The organism is Roseibium sp. FZY0029 (genome assembly GCF_036350355.1).
Classification (GTDB): Bacteria; Pseudomonadota; Alphaproteobacteria; order Rhizobiales; family Stappiaceae; genus Roseibium.
The window spans coordinates 88,971-105,368 of record NZ_JAZDVZ010000009.1 but is presented as its reverse complement, the minus strand read 5'-3'; the positions used below and the strand labels follow the sequence as shown (position 1 = coordinate 105,368).

Here is a 16,398-nt window from a genome sequence, read left to right as displayed (position 1 = left end):
AGTCCACCCCCTAAAGGCCGGTCAAGCCGCGCTTGCGCAGCAGGATCCAGAGGAAGAACGGCGCGCCTGCAAAGGCGGTGATGATGCCGATGGGCATTTCCGCCGGTGCCACGATGGTTCGCGCCAGCGTATCGGCGGCAATCAGCAGACAGGCACCAAGAAGCGCTGCGGCAGGCAGCATGAAGCGGTGGTCCGGACCGATCGTGAGGCGCAGCAGATGCGGCACGACAATGCCGACAAACCCGATGCCACCACTGACCGCCACGCAGGCCCCCGTTGCGGCTGCCACCAGCAGAATACTGAGGTTCTTGAGCCGCTGCACCTTGATGCCGATGTGAGAGGCTGCCGCCTCGCCCAGCGTCAGAGCGTTGAGACCCCGCGCCAGAAACGGCACACTGACCAGCATGGCCAGGATGATGGGCGCGGCGGAAGCGACCTTTTGCCAGTTGGAGCCGGCGAGCGAGCCCAGGCCCCAGAACTGCAGGTCGCGCAGTTCCTGATCATCCGCCACATAGACCAGCAGACCGGTGATCGCGCCGGTGAGCGCCCCAAGCGCAATGCCCGCCAGAAGCAATGTCGCCACCGAAGTGATGCCGCCGCGCGTGCCGATCCGGTAAAGGATCAGCGTCGTCACCAGACCACCGCCGAAGGCCGCCAGCGGAACCGCGTAAATGCCCAGAAGCGCCATGACCGGGGCAAGCAGCGAATTTCCCAGAACGATGAACACCGCAGCGCCAAGCCCCGCCCCGGCGGAAACGCCCACAATACCGGGATCCGCCAACGGGTTGCGGAAGAGACCCTGCATCACCGCACCGGAGACAGCCAGAGCCGCCCCGATCAGCGCACCCAGCGTGACGCGTGGCAGGCGGATATCCATGAGCACGATCCAGTCTCTGGCCGAAACACCGTCCGGAACCTGCTCCCCTGCCCCCACGATATAGGACGGCACATGCGGGAGAAGCTCCAGAACGGGGATCGAGATCGGGCCGATGGCAAGGCTTGCCAGAACGACAAGACAGGTGAACGCCGCGAGCAGCACAATGACCGCCCGCGCGAGGGGGGCCCGGTCTCCGTGTTTGAGATCGGCAAGCCCGAGCAGCGCGGAAAGCCGCCCGTTTCTCCCGGCCATCGTCGTTTCACTCAGCAAGGCCATCAGCTTGCCGTGTCCGCCAGGTGGTTCGACAGTTCGCGGACAGCTTCGGCCGTGCGCGGACCGAACCCGAGAAGGAGCTGGCCGTTCATCCGGACCAGCCGCTTGTTCTTGCCGGCCGGCGTTTGTGCCAGCGCCGGATGATTGAACAGGGCTTCGCCGCTGGCATCTTCGTCACCATCGCCGTGCCGGTCCATCATCAGCACCACATCGGGCGCCGCGCTGATGATGGCCTCGTCACTGAGGATCTTGTAACCGGAAAATCCGGACGTGGCGTTTTCCGCACCTGCCAGTGTCAGAATGCCGTTGGCAGCCGTATCCGATCCAGCCGCAAGAATACGCCCGGCTTTTGTCGACAGAACAAACAGGACGCGCACCCCTTCGGTCCTGCTTTCCGCAGCACGTTGCGCCTCGGCGAGATCCTCTTCAAGCTTGGCCGCAAGAGCGTCGGCTTTCGGCGAAACCCCGAGCACCTCGCCAACGACACGCACCTTCCTGAGGATACCCTCGGCGGTGTAGGCCTCCGGCACATCCGCCAGCGCCACACCGGACTTGTGCAACACGTCCAGCGCTTCCTGCGGACCGCTGCCTTCCAGCATGAGGATCAGATCCGGATTGACGGACAACACGCCTTCCGGTGATAGCGCGCGCATGTAGCCGACGTCCGGCAGGCTTGAAGCTTCTGCCGGGTAGATGCTCGTGCTGTCGCGGGCAATCAGCCTGTTGTCCTCACCGAGGGCATAGACGATCTCCGTCACCGAGCCGCCGATAGTCACGATCTGGCGGCTATCCGGATGGTTTGTCCCTTCGGCGAACAAGGGTTTGCCGGGCAGGACTAGCGCCGCGGCAGTCAGAATGACAGCCGCGGAAACGCTGCAAATACGCGAGACAGACCCGATCATTCTGCTGCTCCCAGCCGGACGGCACGGTCGAGTTTCGGCATGTTTTCGGCAAGCCCGCGCCAGTCGGTCCGCTCCCGGTTGCCTTCACCGCGCACGCCGAAGAACTGGATGATCTGCTGGCCTTCGCTGTCATAGGCCTCGATGGAGGTGACGTGCCCGATGTCCGCCGGCTTGCGCACCGCCCAGACCTCGTAGATGTGATCGGTCCGCAGATGCAGATGGAAGGTCGGATCCATGACGTTGATCCAGGGGCCTCTGTCCATCACGGTTTCCACCGGGCCGGAGTGGATCTGGATGCAGCCGCGGTTGCCGACGAAGCACATGATCGGGATCTTTTCCGAAGCGGCCAGACGCAGCAAGGCCGGGATCGCACCGCGATCGAGCGGCCAGGCCCAGGCGTCTCCCGCAAGCTCGAACGCGCTGACCCGGTCGATGTCCAGATCCTCCAGAAGTCCGTGGAACTGATGCGGATCGGTCATGGCCTGCCAGCGGTCGCGCAGCACCGTTTCAGCACCCTCGGACGGTGGCTTGCGGCGGAACGGGTCTGCCTTGGTCACCTCTGGCAGCACATCCGGCGTCTGGTCTTCCAGGACCAGTTTCTCGACCAGAGCGTTCCAGGCGTCCAGGTTCGTTTCCGCACGGGTGTGGATCTTCATCACCGCGTCGCCATGGGCATCGAAGAACTGCAGCGACCGGCGGATGTCGTTGCCATCAGCCTTTTCGACGGCAAAGCCATGAACCCAGTTGGCCGGGAACATGCGTGTGTCGATCTGCTCGCCCAGCATCAAGGCGGCCCGCTTGCCATTCACGAATTTTTCGAACGCTCCGATCTTTTCGTGCACCGCACTCTCGTTGCGGGTCAACGCCATGACGGTGCCAACGCTCTGCAGCCCCGGAAACAGATCTTCGAATCGCGGCGCGATCCGGCGGACTCCATGCCCCACGAAGCTGGCGACAAGCTCCGCTTCCGTGATGTCGAGGATCTGCGCCAGATCCCGTTCGCGCATCTTCGGATTGTTCGCACGTGCTTCCCTGATGCTGGCTGCGCTTTGCCTGGGTTCAGAAGAAATCTGATCGGCATTCATGAGTTTTGCCCCTAATCGCTATGGTCTTCCTGCTGCGCGTCTTCAGTTTGCCGCCTCATCATCCCGTTGCGTAACATTCTGGGATCATTGGGTATTTTGGATTCATTCCAAAGAAACGGTTTTCCTCAAGCGACGCAATCTAATACTTGACTCCTATATTCATATTTCATTAGGAACACAATACCTGAGTCAATGACTCATGTTTATAACGCTGTGTGAGAGGCAGCGAAAAGGACGCGAACAACGCGCACTCTTGGAGAATTTTTATGGGGCTAAAGAAGACCGGTAACTCCCGCTTGATGGGGGGTGTTGCCCTTTGGGTTCTGGCTTTTAACTGCGGGGCAACCGCGCAGGATCTGGCACCGGACGCTGCGTCGTCGGCACCTGCCGCCGGACAGGATCAGTCGGTGTCGGTGTTGCAGCAGATCGTGGTCAGTGCAGGCGTTCCGAAAGTCGCCATCGACACGCCGCAGGCCGTCACGGTGCTGGACCAGGAACGCATAGACGATCTGCAACCGCGGTCGATCGGCGACGTATTCGAGGAAATTCCGGGCGTTACGCCCATCGGCAGCAACTCGATCCTTGGCGAAAGCATCAATATCCGCGGTATCGGCGAGGCCCTTTCGGGCGACGAGACCCGGATCATCATGCAGGTCGACGGGGTCAACAAGTTCTTCGAACAGTACCGGATGGGATCGTTCTTCTCCGATCCGGAGCTTTACAAGCAGATCGAGGTCCTGCGCGGACCGGCGTCCTCGACGCTCTATGGTTCCGGCGCCATGGGCGGTGTGATCACCTTCACCACCAAGGACGCCAGCGATTTCCTGGATCCGGGTGACCTGATCGGCGGACGGCTGAAAACCTCCTGGGACTCCAACGGCAACGGCTGGCTTGGCAGCGCGATCATCGCGGCAGAACCGGTCAAGAACCTCGAGTTGCTCGGTGCCCTCAACTACCGGCAGTCTCAGGACATCACGGACGGCCAGGGCAACGAAGTTCCGGACACCGATTTCAACTCCATCAACGGCCTGATCAAGGCCCGTTACACCTTCGGGGAGAACGACGACCAGTCCGTTTTCGCCAGCTACCAGAACTGGTCGAGCGACGAGGACAACCAGAACTACGACCAGATATCCTGGGAGAACACTTTTGGAGACGTCGACCGGACGGTTACCGACCAGACCGCGATCATCGGCTATCAAAACGCCTTCACCGGCAACGATTTGCTTGATGTGAAGGCCCAGGTCAGCTGGTCAGACACCCGGGTTGAACAGAAAAACCAGGACCAGATCTGTTTCGGTCCCTTTACCTGCACCTACCCCTTCGGCATCAGTTCGGAATACTCGTATGAAACCTGGCAGGGCAAGGCGGACAACGTTGCCACGTTCCAGTTGGGTGAAGACTGGATGGCCTATGTGACGACCGGGATCGATGGCCAGTATCAGGAGCGGCTCAATCCACGCCATTTTGCGAACTATACTCAATCCGGCTCGGGCTCTCACCCGGAAGGCGAAACGGTCAATGTCGGCGGCTATGCGCAGGCCGAACTGGTCTGGAACGACCGCATCACCCTCATTCCCGGCATGCGGATCGACTACAGCAACGTGTCTGTCGGCAGCTATGTGAACAGCAGGGGTGCGACCGTCGACCTGAACGAAGACAAAAGCGCCGTCGGCTATTCTCCCAAGCTTGCAGCCATGATCAAGATGTCCGACTGGCTCGGCGTCTTCGGCTCCGTCGCCCATACCGAGCGCCTGCCATCTCTCGACGAGGTGTTCTCGAATTATGTCGTCAACGACCTCGACAAGGAACTGTCGAACAACTTCGAAGCCGGTGTCACGCTGTCCTTCGACGACCTGATCATGGGTGGCGATGCCTTTCGTCTGAAGGGAACGGCGTTCCGCAACAACGTCACCAACTATTACGCCAGCTACTGGAACGGCTCGACGGTTGTGACGGAAATCATTCCGAAGGCCCGATACGAAGGGCTTGAACTGGAAGCCTCCTACTGGACGGAAAGTGTTTACGGATCGCTTGGCGCCTCGCTGATCCGGGGCAACAACGTCAGCACCGGTGGCTACATGAATGCCGTTCCTGCCGACAGTGCGTTCCTGAAGATCGGCTACGTCTACCGTCCCTGGAACCTCGACTTCGGCTGGAAGGGCGACTTCTACGCCGCCCAGGACCGCGTGGGGTCCGACGAACAGGAAACCGCCGGTTATGTGCTGCATAACCTTTATGCCGCCTGGAAACCGGAAGAAGGCTTCATGGCGGACAGCGAGGTCCGCTTCAACGTCGACAACGTCTTCGACAAGTCCTACCGGAACCACCTGAGTGAAGACGAAGGTGCCGGTCGCAGCTTCAAGCTGAGCTTCGCCAAGAAGTTCTGACTCATGACCCGCCGCCTGTGGGCACAGGCGGCGGGTTTCAAGCCGGGCTTGGGCGAACGCCTACACCTTAAAAAGCGCCACTTCCACAATTTGGAAACGCTTTCATCAAAGTGACATCGACGCCCTGTATTCAATCTTGGAAACGTTTCCAAGATTGAGGGAGCCAGGGGTGAGATCGCGACCACCGACGATCAAGGATGTTGCCGAGCAGGCCGGCTGCGGCATTGCAACGGTGAGCCGCGTTCTCAACGGCACCGGCTCCGCAAGCGCCGACACACGCCGAAAGGTTCTTTCGGCAGCAGACGCGCTCGGCTTCGAATTCAGCGCGCTTGGCCGGTCCCTGCAAAGCAGCTCGACCAAGACCATCGGCTGCATCGTCCCCTCCCTCGCCAATCCCGTATTTGCCGAAGTCGTGCAGGCTGCCCAGCAGGAAGCTCACCGCGAGGGCTACCAGCTCATTCTGGCCTGTTCGGAATACGACGAGACGCAAGAACTTCAGGCTGCGCGCACCCTGATTTCCAAACAGGTCGACGGCCTGGTCCTGACCGTCAACAACGCTTCGGACAGCGAAGCCCTGGAACTGATCCGGGCGCGGCAGCTTCCCTGCTGCCTTGTCTACAACCGTGCGTCTTTCGGCCTGCCCGCATGGGCCGTCGACAACCGAGCGGCAGCACGCGAGGTTGCTCAGGCCTTCCATGACCAGGGGCACGTTCAAACGGGCTTCCTCGCCCTGCGGTTCCACCGCTCCGACCGCTCGCGCGAACGCTACGAAGGCTTCGCCGCCGCCTGCCGCGAGTTCGGCATGGCGGACCCGCTCCTGCTGGAAATCGAGGAGCAGGACGGCAACCTTCTGGAATTGCTCGGCACGCTTCTGGCCGAACATCAGGCCCTGACCGGCATTTTCGCGTCGAACGATTTTCTGGCCCTTGCCGCCATGAAAGCAGCACGGGCCCTCGGCAAACGTATTCCCGACGATCTGTCGCTGGTCGGCTTCGACGGCATTTCAACCGGCCTGCTGGTCGACCCTCATCTGGCGACCGTCGAAACCGATCCGCGCACAATGGGTCAGGGCGCGGTCCAATCCGTCCTGGCAAGGCTGCTGGACCGGCCAACACCTGAGCTGCCGTCCGCCGCCGCCACATTCAGTTTCCGCACCGGAGGCAGCCTCGGGCCTCCCGTTCGCGGAAAAGCCGATGGCAGAGAAGCTGCCACTTCCCTGCCATCCCATGAGTAACCCCGAGACCTGCTTGAGATCGCTTAGGAGTCACTGACATGAAACGTACACTTTTCGCATTGGCCATGACAATGGCGGCCGTCGTGCCGGCAAAGGCCGAAGATGCCGTTTGCTACAACTGCCCGCCGCAATGGGCCGACTGGGCATCGATGCTGGAAGCCATCAGCGAAAAGCTCGGCATTGCCATGCCGCATGACAACAAGAATTCCGGCCAGACCCTCAGCCAGCTTCTGGCCGAGAAAGCCGCTCCGGTTGCCGACGTTGCCTATTACGGCGTGACCACTGGCATCAAGGCCGGCAACGAAGGTGTCGTCACCGCCTACAAACCGGCCGGCTTCGATGACATTCCCGAAGGCCTGAAGGACCCGGAAGGCAAGTGGTTCGCCGTTCACTACGGCACGCTCGGCCTGTTCGTGAACGTTGACGCCCTCGGCGATGCACCGGTACCGCAGTGCTTTGCCGATCTGAAGAAGCCGGAATACCGCGGCATGGTCGGCTATCTCGATCCGTCATCCGCATTCGTCGGTTATGCAGGCGCGGTTGCCGTCAACCTGGCCTTCGGCGGTGATCTGGAGAACTTCGATCCGGCCATCAGCTACTTCAAGGAGCTGGCCGAAAACGACCCGATCGTTCCCAAGCAGACTTCCTTCGCACGCGTCGTTTCCGGCGAAATCCCGATCCTCTTCGATTACGACTTCAACGCCTACCGCGGCAAATACGAAGAAGACGGCAACTTCGAATTCGTGCTGCCGTGCGAAGGCTCCGTGCGCGTTCCCTACGTGATGAGCCTGGTGGCAGGTGCGCCGCATGAAGAAGCCGGCAAGAAGGTTCTGGACTTCATCCTCTCCGACGAAGGCCAGGCCATCTGGACCAACGCCTATCTGCAGCCGTCGCGCCCGGTGGAACTGCCGGCTGAAGTCGCCGCGAAGTTCCTGCCTGCAAGCGACTACGAGCGCGCGGTCGCCGTCGACTATGCCCACATGGAACGCGCCCAGGCCGGTTTCGGCGAGCGTTACCTGAACGAAGTCAAATAACGTCCTGACCTTGCGGGCCGAAGCGCATCGGCGTTCCGGCCCGTTTTCCCGAAGGCATCCTTCATGTCCGACAGAACATTCGTGACCGCCTGCCTTGTGCCGCTGGCGGTCTTCGCTCTCGCTTTTCTGGCACTGCCACTGGTGCGTCTGGTTCAGGCTTCCTCTGAATCGGAAGCCGGTTGGCAGATCTACCTGCAGATCCTGCAAACGCCGCGTTATCTGGAAACCCTCGTCAATACGGTGCTGGTGTCGCTGGCGGTCAGCCTTGCCGCGCTGGTGCTGGCGACCACCGCCGGTCTTTTCCTGGCGCGGAACCGGTTTATCGGACGCGGCCTGCTGCTCTCCGTTCTCACGCTGCCGCTCGCCTTTCCGGGCGTTGTCATCGGCTTCCTGATCATCCTCCTGGGGGGACGTCAGGGGCTGTTCAACCAGCTTTTGCCCGGGCACATTGTCTTTGCCTATTCGCTGACCGGCCTCTTCCTCGGCTATCTCTATTTTTCCATTCCGCGCGTCCTGCTAACGGTGATGGCGGCGGTGGAAAAACTCGACCCCGCGCTGGAAGAAGCTGCCCGCACCCTGGGCGCGTCGCCGTGGCGCATCGTCGTCGACGTGATCCTGCCCGGTCTTGCGCCGTCCCTGGTCGCCGCCGGCGCCATTGCCTTCGCCACTGCCATGGGCGCCTTCGGAACCGCCTTCACGCTGGCCACCAACATCGATGTGCTGCCGATGGTGATCTACACCGAGTTCACCCTGTCGGCGAACATCGCCATGGCGTCCGCCCTCTCCGTTCTGCTGGGCGTGGTGACCTGGGCCCTGCTATATGTCGCCCGCAGTTTTGCGGGAACGACGGTTGCGGCGGGAGGCTGATATGAAAAGATCTCTCGCCTGGTGGCTGCAAGGCGCGGTCACGCTTGTCATCGCCGCCTTTCTGCTGGTCCCCGCCGTCCAGTCGATCCTGGCCGGGGTGACAGTCAACTATTTCCGAGGTCTTTCCTCCGGCCTGACGCTGAAATGGATCGAGCGAGTCTGGGAGCTTTATTCCGCCAGCATCTTCCTGTCACTCTGGCTCGCGATTGCCTGCCTTGCAGTCACACTGGTGATCGGCGTTCCGGCCGCTTACGCCCTTGCCAGAAATCCCGGCCGTCTGTCGCGCATGCTGGAAGAATTCATCTCGCTTCCCCTCGCCATTCCCGGCCTTGCGCTGGCGCTCGCGCTCCTTCAGCTTTACGGGACCTTGTCCGGCTTCCGCACGTCCTGGACCTTCATCCTGGTCGGCCACGTTCTCTACACGCTGCCGTTCATGGTACGCTCCGTCCTGGCCGTTCTGATGGCCATGGATTTCCGCAGCCTTGAGGAAAGTGCAGCTACGCTCGGTGCATCCGCCTTCACGCGGTTCCGAACGGTGATCGTACCCAATGCCATGCCGGGCATCCTGGCAGGCGCCCTGACCGTGGTGACGCTCTCCATCGGCGAGTTCAACCTCACCTGGATGTTGCACACGCCCTATCTGAAAACCCTGCCCGTCGGCCTTGCCGACAGCTACGCCTCCATGCGGCTGGAGGTTGCCTCCGCCTATACGCTGGTCTTCTTCGCGATGATCGTGCCGCTGTTGATGGCCATGCAATGGGCCTCCGCCAGAGCGCAAAGGATCGCTCAATGACCCTGACAATCGAAAACGCCGCCAAGACGTTCGCCGACGGCACGCGGGCGCTGTGCCCGACCAACCTGACCGTCGGTCCCGGTGAAATCCTGTCCCTGCTCGGCCCCTCCGGCTGTGGCAAGACGACCCTGCTGCGCATCATCGCCGGACTGGAACGCCCGGATGCAGGCAGCCGGATCCGGTTCGACGAGACCGACGTCACCGGACTTGCCGTGGAACACCGCAATGTCGGCATGGTGTTCCAGTCCTACGCGCTCTTTCCCAACATGAGCGTGCGCGCGAATGTCGGCTACGGCCTCAAGGTACGAAAAGTCCCGGCGGAGGAACGCCGGCAACGTGTCGACGAGGTGTTGCGTCTCTGCCGCCTCACCGACTATGCTGACCGGCCGACACATGCCCTGTCGGGCGGCCAGCGCCAACGCGTCGCCCTGGCACGGGCCGTGGCACCGCGCCCGAAGATCCTGCTGCTGGACGAACCGCTGTCGGCCCTCGACGCTGCCTTGCGCGACAGCCTGCGCGACGAACTTGCCGCCATGCTGCGCCAGTTCAGGATCACGGCGGTTTTCGTGACCCACGACCAGAGCGAAGCCATGGCGATAGCGGACCGGATCGCGGTAATGTCGAGCGGAACCATGCTGCAGGTCGGCCGCCCTGAAGAGCTCTACCACGCACCGGCGAATGCCTTCGTCGCCCGGTTCATCGGCAACGCCATGCCTCTGGCAGGACAGATGGAAAACGGTGTCCTTCATCTGCCGGGTGGACGCCTGCAGCTTCCGGCAAGCGCCGCCGGCAAGACGGCCTACATACGCTCGGAAAACATCCGGCTCGACCGGTCAGGATCACTGGAAGGGAAGGTTGAAACCGTTACCTTCTCCGGCGGTCATTTCCGTCTCGCTGTCGGCGGCGTCCTGCCGGACGGCAGCCTTCTCTATCTTCAGCACCCCGGTAGAACAGCCCCTGAAAGTGGCAGCACCGTGCGTCTCACCATCGACCCATCCGACCTCATCTATCTCGCAGACCAGACATCGACACATTCATGACCAAGATCATTCAGATTTCCGACACCCATATCGTTCCAGAAGGTTCCCTCGCCTACGATCAGGTCGATACTGCCGCAGCCCTTTGCGAGACAGTCGCCACAATCAATCGCCTGCTGCCTCGGATCGGGTCTGTCGATCTCGTGATCGTCACCGGCGATCTGACGGAACATGGAACACCACAAGAATACGACCTCTTCAAAAACCTGATGGCAGATCTCGAACTGCCCTATCGGGTCTTGCCCGGCAACCACGACCGGCGCGAACCGATGCGGGAAAGCTTCTCCGGCGAGACCTGGATGCCCCGGACAGGCCCCATCAACTGGCAGATCGATCTTGAGGACTTTGCCGTAGTCGGGCTCGACAGCCTCACGGAAAATGCTGCACACGGCACCCTGGAGCCGGCAACCCTGTCGTTCCTGACGGACGCATTGTCAGATCTTCGCGACAAACCGGCCCTCGTCGGCTTTCATCATCCTCCCTTTGCCGTGGGCATAGAGGCGATGGACGCGCAGAATCTGCACGATGCGAACAGCCTCGGCAGTGCCCTCTCCCTGCACTCCGGGCAGGTCCGGCTTGTCTGCGGCCATCTGCACCGGTCAATTGCCGGACTTTTTTCCGGCAGCCTGTGTCAGGTCTGCCCCGGCACCTCGCATGCAGTCACGCTGGACCAGCGCGCCAATGCCGGCAACAGCTTGACCATGGAGCCCGGTGGCATGCTGCTTCACGAATGGCGCGACGGCGGTTTTCTGACCCACCTCATTCCGGTCGGGACCTATCCGGGGCCTTATCCCTTCCTGGGCGTCTCCTGAGAGACTGCAGCAGAGACAATCCGACCTTAGCTCCGATGCCTCATGGCCCCGGAAACGTCGATCGCCAGCGGCGCAGAAACGTTTCCCGGGTCAGGGCATCGAGCGCGACCATGAGAGCGGGTGACAGCCCGATGGGCCGCAGCGCGGTCGAACTCAGCCCCTCGCCCTCATTGCCTTCTTCCGTTTCCAGAAGCGGACTGATCAGCAAGGCCGTCCTGAGCGCAAGCGTGCCTTCCGACGACAGAAGGAAATCCAGGAACGCTTTGGCCTCTGCCTGATTTTGCGCCTGCTTCGGGATCATGAAGGTACGTGACAGAACCAGCGTGTAGTCGGATGGCAGCACGATGCCGATCCGGTCGTCGTTGAGCTGATAGCCCTGGGCGTAGGAGCCAAGCACGTTGTAGGCAATCAGATAACGCCCTTCGGCCACGCCCCTGATGATGTCGACCGAGCAGCAGGTGGAAATGGCCTGCGACCGGCCGAAGGATTCCTGCAACGCGCCGAATGTGGTCGCCTCCTGCGCATCGGCGAACGCAAACAGATAGCCGAGCCCGGATTGCTCGATGTCGTAGGTCGCGACCCGCCCGGCATAGGGGGTGCCGGACGGTCTCAGAAGATCGAGCAGGTCGAAGCGGGTTTGCGGAATATCCTCCACGGGCACCAGCTCACGGTTATAGACGATCACCGCAGGTTCCCGGGTGATGCCCCACAATTCGTCGCGCCAGCGCAGCGCCTCCGGCAACTGTTCGGTCAACCGCGAGCTGTAGGACGCCGCGCAGGCCTCGTTGACCAGTTGCACCATCTGGTGAACACCGGAGCTGATGACGATATCGGCACCCGCAACGCCGTCACGGCACTCTCGCCGTGTCAGCCGGTAAAGCTCGTTCGAGCCCCATTGTTCGTAGCGCACCTGCAAACCGGGCCGGGTTTGCAGGAAGCTTTCGACAACGGGCCCGAAGATGGCGATATCGGTGGTCGACCGCAGCACCAGCATCCTGTTGGTCGCCTGGGGTCCGAAAACCTCCACCAGCTCCTGAGCCGACACGGGCCGAGCGGTGGTGAAGAGAACGGCCAATGCGGCGAGGCCCTTCAGGACAGATACAAGCTTCATGCGCGTCCCTCCGGGAGGGCTGCAAAAACCAGGGCGGCTCGAAAGCTGCCGCTGGCGGTTTTTTCCAGCCGCAATTCACCGTCGAAGGAACGGGCGACAGAATGGGCAATCGCAAGACCGAGCCCGGAACTGCTTTGCCGTGACAAGGTGCCCTTGTTGAAGCGGGACCCAAGCTCCGCAAGAACGCCATCCACCGGCCCGCTGCCCGCATCTTCCACCCAGATGCAGGCTCTCTCACCTTCCAGCGAAGCCCCGATGCGCACCGGCGAGCGACCGTATCGGAGCGCGTTGTTCAAAAGGTTCTTCAAGGCTTCCTTGAGCGATTGCACATCGGCCAGCATTTCGACGGGGTCCTCGCCGATATCAAGTATGACGTCGAACTCCGGATTGAGAACCGCGTGATCGCCTTCCTCGAAGACGTCGAGCGCAATATCCCGCAGATCCACTCTTTCCCGCCGGGCGCTGTCGCCCCGGTGGATCACCAGAGCCTGGCTGAGAAGCTGGTCCAGCAGACGGCCGAGACTGGCCGTGCGGGTCTGGATCCGCTCGACGATCTTTTCCTTGCGGGCCAGCTCCGGTTCGTCGGTGAAGAGATCGGCCTGCGCCCTCAGGGCCGCGACCGGAGTTCTCAGCTGATGCGCGGTGTCGGAGATCAGATGCCGCATGGAATTCATCTGTCTGTCGAGCCGGGCCATGAAGCCGTTGAGGGCATTGATCATGACCGCCGTTTCCCGCGGCACCGAGGTATCGAGCGGCGTCAAGTCGTGCGGATCACGCGCGGTGAGGCCACCGGCGATCCGCTCCAGAGGTTGCAGCACCGAGCGCACGACGACCACCGACAGAAGCACCATCGCAAGCCCCGAGGCTGCCAGCACGTAGAGCGCCTTGCGGGTGATGTCATAGGCCATTTCATTGCGGGCGCGGAGCGTCTGGCCGACCACCACCTTGACCGTGCCATTCAGTGTGCGCTCGGCGAACCGACGCGAGACGACGGCAAAACGGGCTGGTTCGCCAAAGAACACACCGTCGAAAAACCCGCCCCGGATATCCCGCCTGCCCGTCGGCAGGGCGATTTCGTCATAGCCGGTCAGGGTTTCGCCCTCCACACCGATGATGCGGTAGCCGATCCTGTCGTCGGGAGCGAGGGCCAGCAGCTCGAACGCGGAGACCGGCAGCTCGATGACGGGCCGGCCATCCTGCACAGTGATTGATGAGGCGATGCCGGTCGCTGCTCCCAGAAGCAGCCGGTCGTAGGCGCTTCGGGCGGCTTCCCGACCATAGGCAAAGGCGGCGATGGAAACGATCACCCCGCCGGAGATCAGCAGAAAGGCGATACCGAAGGCGACACGCGCGGTGAGCGAGGAGGACGCCAGCCTGCGGATGAGATCAGTCATCGACTTCCAGCTTGTAGCCAAGCCCTCTCTGGGTCTCGATCCTGACAGACCCGCCCGAGAGTTTCTTGCGCAGCCGCGCGATATAAAGCTCCAGCGCGTTCATGCTGACATCGGTATCCTGAAAACTGAACACGCCCTCGAACAGTCGCTCCTTGCTGACGGTCTTGCCGCGATTGCGGACCAGGATCTCCAGCAGCGAGAATTCGCGTCGGGTCAGAGTGATCGGGCTGCCGTCCTGCCGGACAACCCGCGCGGAGGCATTGAAGGTGAGGCTGCCGAGCGTCAGTTCCTCCGCCTTGTCGCCCTGCTCGCGGCGATAGAGCGCACGGATGCGCGCTTCGAGCTCGCGGTGGTCGAACGGCTTGACCAGATAATCGTCCGCGCCGGAATTGAGCGAGGACACCCGGTCATCGACGGAAAACTCGGCTGTCAGCATCAGCACCGGCGTGCGCTCGCCCCGGGCCCTGATCTCTTTCAAAAGCTCGGTGCCCAGACCATCCGGCAGATTGATATCGAGAACGATCACGTCGTAGCGCTGGACGGTGACGCAGGCCCGCGCCTCTTCCAGCGTCTTGGCCAGATCGCAGGCGATGCCGGACCGGCCCAGCCGGATCATGATCGCCTCGGCCATGTCAAACGTGTCTTCAACGAGCAAAAGACGCAAAGATACTTTCCTCCTGGCCCCAGTCTTGCCCCGCAAATTCGCCGCTTGCAAGCAATGTGCGCTCTGTTGACAGGTTGGTGACAGGGTTTGGCGCTAGGCTCCCTGTCACGTCCGTTGGGAGGGCCCGCACAAGGGCAGCACAACGGATATCAAGGGCTACCCAAAAGCCTTGCACATGTGGAGGAAACACAACATGGCATTCAAAACGACCCGCCTTCTGATGGCGGCCGCATTCCTTGGCGCGTCCGCGTTCGGCGCAACCGCTGCCGATTTCTCTCCGGAAAACCCGGAATGCATTGCACCGGCCAACCCGGGCGGTGGCTGGGATTTCACCTGCCGCCAGGTCGGCAAGTCCCTTCAGGACCTGAAGCTTCTCGACAAGACCATGCAGGTAGTGAACCTGGCCGGTGGTGGCGGCGGCGTGGCCTACGCTGAAGTGGTCAACAAGCGCGGCGACGACAACGACCTGATCGTGGCAGCGTCCTCGGCCACCGCGACCCGTCTTGCCCAGGGCGCTTACCCGGGCAACACCATGGACCAGGTCCGCTGGTTGGCATCCGTTGGCGCTGACTACGGCGTCATCGCTGTTGCCGCCGACAGCCCGATCAATACGCTGCCGGAACTTCTCGACCAGATGAAATCCGATCCGGCATCCATTTCCGTTGCCGGCGGCTCCGCCGTTGGCGGCTGGGACCATCTGAAGGTTCTGATCGCGGCCAACGCTTACGGCATCGAAGACGTCCGCACCGTGAAATACATCGCCTTCGACGGTGGCGGTGAAGCCGTGACCCAGCTTCTGGCCGGTTCCGTTCAGGCCTTCACCGGCGACATTTCCGAAGCCAAGGGCTTTGTCGACAGTGGTGACATCAAGGTGATCGCCGTTCTGGCGCCCGAGCGTCTGTCCGGTGAATTTGCCGACTTCCCGACCGCAAAGGAACAGGGTGTCGACGCGATCGGCGCCAACTGGCGCGGGTTCTATGCACCGGGCAACATGTCCGACGACGCCTATAACGCGTGGGTGTCCAAAATCTCCGAACTCTACGCAAGCGAAGAGTGGAAAGGCATCATGGCTGCAAACGGTCTGGCTCCGCTCGACCTGCAGGGTGAGGCGTTCCAGGAATTCGTTGCCAACTCGGTTCAGCAGATCCAGGACATCTCGAAAGAAATCGGCATCATCAAATAAGAATGCCGCTTTTCCGACTGGGGGGCGCAGTCCATGTGCCCCCCTCTCTTTTACAATTTCCGACTGACCGATCCACATTCACACCCTCATCCCGAGGTGCGGCGCAACGCGTAGCCTCGAAGGATGGGTCTTGAATTCTGCATCCGCCGACCATGCTTCGAGACAAGCTTCAGGCCGTCGTCAGCATGAGGGAGGTGGTGTGGCGCGTCAGAAAACCGGGCGGCACTGCAGTGCCGTGACCGATACACCCCGTTTCAGGCGACCGCCGGTACCGGCGAGGACCGCCTGAAGGAAGGTACCCATGAGCGACCGTATCTTTGGCGCGGTCGGGCTTTTTCTCGCGCTGGGATATGCCTGGGCCGCTCTTGTCATCGAAGAAAGCTTTCTGTCCGACGCCGTCGGCCCGAAGGCCTTTCCCCTCATCATCGCGGCGGTTCTGGGCCTTGCCTCCGTTGCAATTTTCCTGAAGCCGGACACTGCGCCGGAATGGCCGTCGCTGCCGCGCCTTCTCGAAGTCGCCATGGCTGTCCTGGCGATGATCCTCTACGCGCTCCTGCTGCCGGAGGCCGGTTTCATCCTGGCAACCGCCGTCGCCGCAGCCTACCTCACCTGGCGCCTCGGCTCCTCGCCCATCGGCTCGATTGTCACCGGCTGCCTGACGTCGGTCGGCATCTACGCCGTCTTCCATCTCGTTCTTGGCCTGTCTCTGGCCAAGGGCCCGTTCGGTTTTTAACGGAGCATC

General features: G+C 61.9%; 15 protein-coding genes. 9 read left to right on the top strand and 6 right to left on the bottom strand.

Annotated elements, in window-relative coordinates:
- Nucleotides 1-10 precede the first annotated feature (10 nt).
- The 3 genes from V1T76_RS23290 to V1T76_RS23280 are packed head-to-tail and all read right to left on the bottom strand — an operon-like array spanning nucleotide 11 to nucleotide 3,122.
- Entirely contained in the window at nucleotides 11-1,153 is a 1,143-nt protein-coding gene (locus V1T76_RS23290; RefSeq protein ID WP_330563080.1) for a FecCD family ABC transporter permease, read from the bottom strand.
- Entirely contained in the window at nucleotides 1,153-2,052 is a 900-nt protein-coding gene (locus V1T76_RS23285; RefSeq protein ID WP_330563079.1) for a heme/hemin ABC transporter substrate-binding protein, read from the bottom strand. The genes V1T76_RS23290 and V1T76_RS23285 overlap by 1 nt, the downstream gene beginning before the upstream one ends.
- A complete protein-coding gene (locus V1T76_RS23280) occupies nucleotides 2,049-3,122 on the bottom strand; it encodes a hemin-degrading factor (protein ID WP_442970168.1) in 1,074 nt (357 codons plus the stop codon). Before V1T76_RS23280 ends, V1T76_RS23285 begins: the two co-directional genes overlap by 4 nt.
- 281 nt (nucleotides 3,123-3,403) lie before the next feature.
- Between V1T76_RS23280 and V1T76_RS23275 the strand changes: the two genes are divergently transcribed.
- The 7 genes from V1T76_RS23275 to V1T76_RS23245 all read left to right on the top strand — a co-directional run bounded on the left by V1T76_RS23275 (nucleotide 3,404) and on the right by V1T76_RS23245 (nucleotide 11,304).
- Entirely contained in the window at nucleotides 3,404-5,527 is a 2,124-nt protein-coding gene (locus V1T76_RS23275) for a TonB-dependent receptor domain-containing protein (RefSeq protein ID WP_330563077.1), read from the top strand.
- Between the two features lie 169 nt (nucleotides 5,528-5,696).
- Nucleotides 5,697-6,761, top strand: coding sequence for a LacI family DNA-binding transcriptional regulator (locus V1T76_RS23270; RefSeq protein ID WP_330563076.1), 1,065 nt, complete (start codon nucleotides 5,697-5,699; stop codon nucleotides 6,759-6,761).
- 38 nt (nucleotides 6,762-6,799) lie between these two features.
- Nucleotides 6,800-7,795 carry an ABC transporter substrate-binding protein gene (locus tag V1T76_RS23265; RefSeq protein ID WP_330563075.1) on the top strand — a complete coding sequence of 332 codons (996 nt, stop codon included), beginning with the start codon at nucleotides 6,800-6,802 and terminating at the stop codon, nucleotides 7,793-7,795.
- 63 nt (nucleotides 7,796-7,858) lie between these two features.
- On the top strand, nucleotides 7,859-8,662 hold the full coding sequence (locus tag V1T76_RS23260; RefSeq protein WP_330563074.1) for an ABC transporter permease: 804 nt from the start codon (nucleotides 7,859-7,861) through the stop codon (nucleotides 8,660-8,662).
- Nucleotide 8,663: 1 nt separating this feature from the next.
- Nucleotides 8,664-9,455 carry an ABC transporter permease gene (locus V1T76_RS23255; RefSeq protein WP_330563073.1) on the top strand — a complete coding sequence of 264 codons (792 nt, stop codon included), beginning with the start codon at nucleotides 8,664-8,666 and terminating at the stop codon, nucleotides 9,453-9,455.
- Nucleotides 9,452-10,495 (top strand): ABC transporter ATP-binding protein, encoded by a 1,044-nt coding sequence (locus tag V1T76_RS23250; RefSeq protein WP_330563072.1) that lies wholly within the window; start codon nucleotides 9,452-9,454, stop codon nucleotides 10,493-10,495. The genes V1T76_RS23255 and V1T76_RS23250 overlap by 4 nt, the downstream gene beginning before the upstream one ends.
- The gene (locus V1T76_RS23245; RefSeq protein ID WP_330563071.1) at nucleotides 10,492-11,304 is read left to right on the top strand and encodes a phosphodiesterase; all 813 of its coding nucleotides are present in this window, start codon (nucleotides 10,492-10,494) and stop codon (nucleotides 11,302-11,304) included. Before V1T76_RS23250 ends, V1T76_RS23245 begins: the two co-directional genes overlap by 4 nt.
- Before the next feature lie 40 nt (nucleotides 11,305-11,344).
- Here V1T76_RS23245 and V1T76_RS23240 read toward each other — a convergent pair whose 3' ends face one another.
- The 3 genes from V1T76_RS23240 to V1T76_RS23230 are packed head-to-tail and all read right to left on the bottom strand — an operon-like array spanning nucleotide 11,345 to nucleotide 14,473.
- Nucleotides 11,345-12,415: an ABC transporter substrate-binding protein gene (locus V1T76_RS23240; RefSeq protein ID WP_330563070.1), complete on the bottom strand. Its 1,071-nt coding sequence runs from the start codon at nucleotides 12,413-12,415 to the stop codon at nucleotides 11,345-11,347.
- The gene (locus V1T76_RS23235; protein WP_330563069.1) at nucleotides 12,412-13,809 is read right to left on the bottom strand and encodes a sensor histidine kinase N-terminal domain-containing protein; all 1,398 of its coding nucleotides are present in this window, start codon (nucleotides 13,807-13,809) and stop codon (nucleotides 12,412-12,414) included. The genes V1T76_RS23240 and V1T76_RS23235 overlap by 4 nt, the downstream gene beginning before the upstream one ends.
- Complete coding sequence (locus V1T76_RS23230; protein ID WP_330563068.1) at nucleotides 13,802-14,473, bottom strand: response regulator transcription factor; 672 nt, start codon at nucleotides 14,471-14,473, stop codon at nucleotides 13,802-13,804. The genes V1T76_RS23235 and V1T76_RS23230 overlap by 8 nt, the downstream gene beginning before the upstream one ends.
- A gap of 193 nt (nucleotides 14,474-14,666) precedes the next feature.
- On the opposite strand from V1T76_RS23230, the gene V1T76_RS23225 reads away from it, so the two are divergent.
- Both V1T76_RS23225 and V1T76_RS23220 read left to right on the top strand, forming a co-directional pair.
- Nucleotides 14,667-15,656, top strand: a complete 990-nt coding sequence (locus V1T76_RS23225; RefSeq protein WP_330563067.1) for a Bug family tripartite tricarboxylate transporter substrate binding protein — start codon at nucleotides 14,667-14,669, stop codon at nucleotides 15,654-15,656.
- A gap of 301 nt (nucleotides 15,657-15,957) precedes the next feature.
- The gene (locus tag V1T76_RS23220; protein WP_330563066.1) at nucleotides 15,958-16,389 is read left to right on the top strand and encodes a tripartite tricarboxylate transporter TctB family protein; all 432 of its coding nucleotides are present in this window, start codon (nucleotides 15,958-15,960) and stop codon (nucleotides 16,387-16,389) included.
- Nucleotides 16,390-16,398 lie beyond the last annotated feature (9 nt).

Coding starts and splice junctions, on each gene's coding strand:
- V1T76_RS23290 (WP_330563080.1), bottom strand. CDS start 1,153: ATGGCCTTGCTGAGTGAAACGACGATGGCCGGGAGAAACGGGCGGCTT.
- V1T76_RS23285 (WP_330563079.1), bottom strand. CDS start 2,052: ATGATCGGGTCTGTCTCGCGTATTTGCAGCGTTTCCGCGGCTGTCATT.
- V1T76_RS23275 (WP_330563077.1), top strand. CDS start 3,404: ATGGGGCTAAAGAAGACCGGTAACTCCCGCTTGATGGGGGGTGTTGCC.
- V1T76_RS23265 (WP_330563075.1), top strand. CDS start 6,800: ATGAAACGTACACTTTTCGCATTGGCCATGACAATGGCGGCCGTCGTG.
- V1T76_RS23260 (WP_330563074.1), top strand. CDS start 7,859: ATGTCCGACAGAACATTCGTGACCGCCTGCCTTGTGCCGCTGGCGGTC.
- V1T76_RS23255 (WP_330563073.1), top strand. CDS start 8,664: ATGAAAAGATCTCTCGCCTGGTGGCTGCAAGGCGCGGTCACGCTTGTC.
- V1T76_RS23250 (WP_330563072.1), top strand. CDS start 9,452: ATGACCCTGACAATCGAAAACGCCGCCAAGACGTTCGCCGACGGCACG.
- V1T76_RS23245 (WP_330563071.1), top strand. CDS start 10,492: ATGACCAAGATCATTCAGATTTCCGACACCCATATCGTTCCAGAAGGT.
- V1T76_RS23240 (WP_330563070.1), bottom strand. CDS start 12,415: ATGAAGCTTGTATCTGTCCTGAAGGGCCTCGCCGCATTGGCCGTTCTC.
- V1T76_RS23235 (WP_330563069.1), bottom strand. CDS start 13,809: ATGACTGATCTCATCCGCAGGCTGGCGTCCTCCTCGCTCACCGCGCGT.
- V1T76_RS23225 (WP_330563067.1), top strand. CDS start 14,667: ATGGCATTCAAAACGACCCGCCTTCTGATGGCGGCCGCATTCCTTGGC.
- V1T76_RS23220 (WP_330563066.1), top strand. CDS start 15,958: ATGAGCGACCGTATCTTTGGCGCGGTCGGGCTTTTTCTCGCGCTGGGA.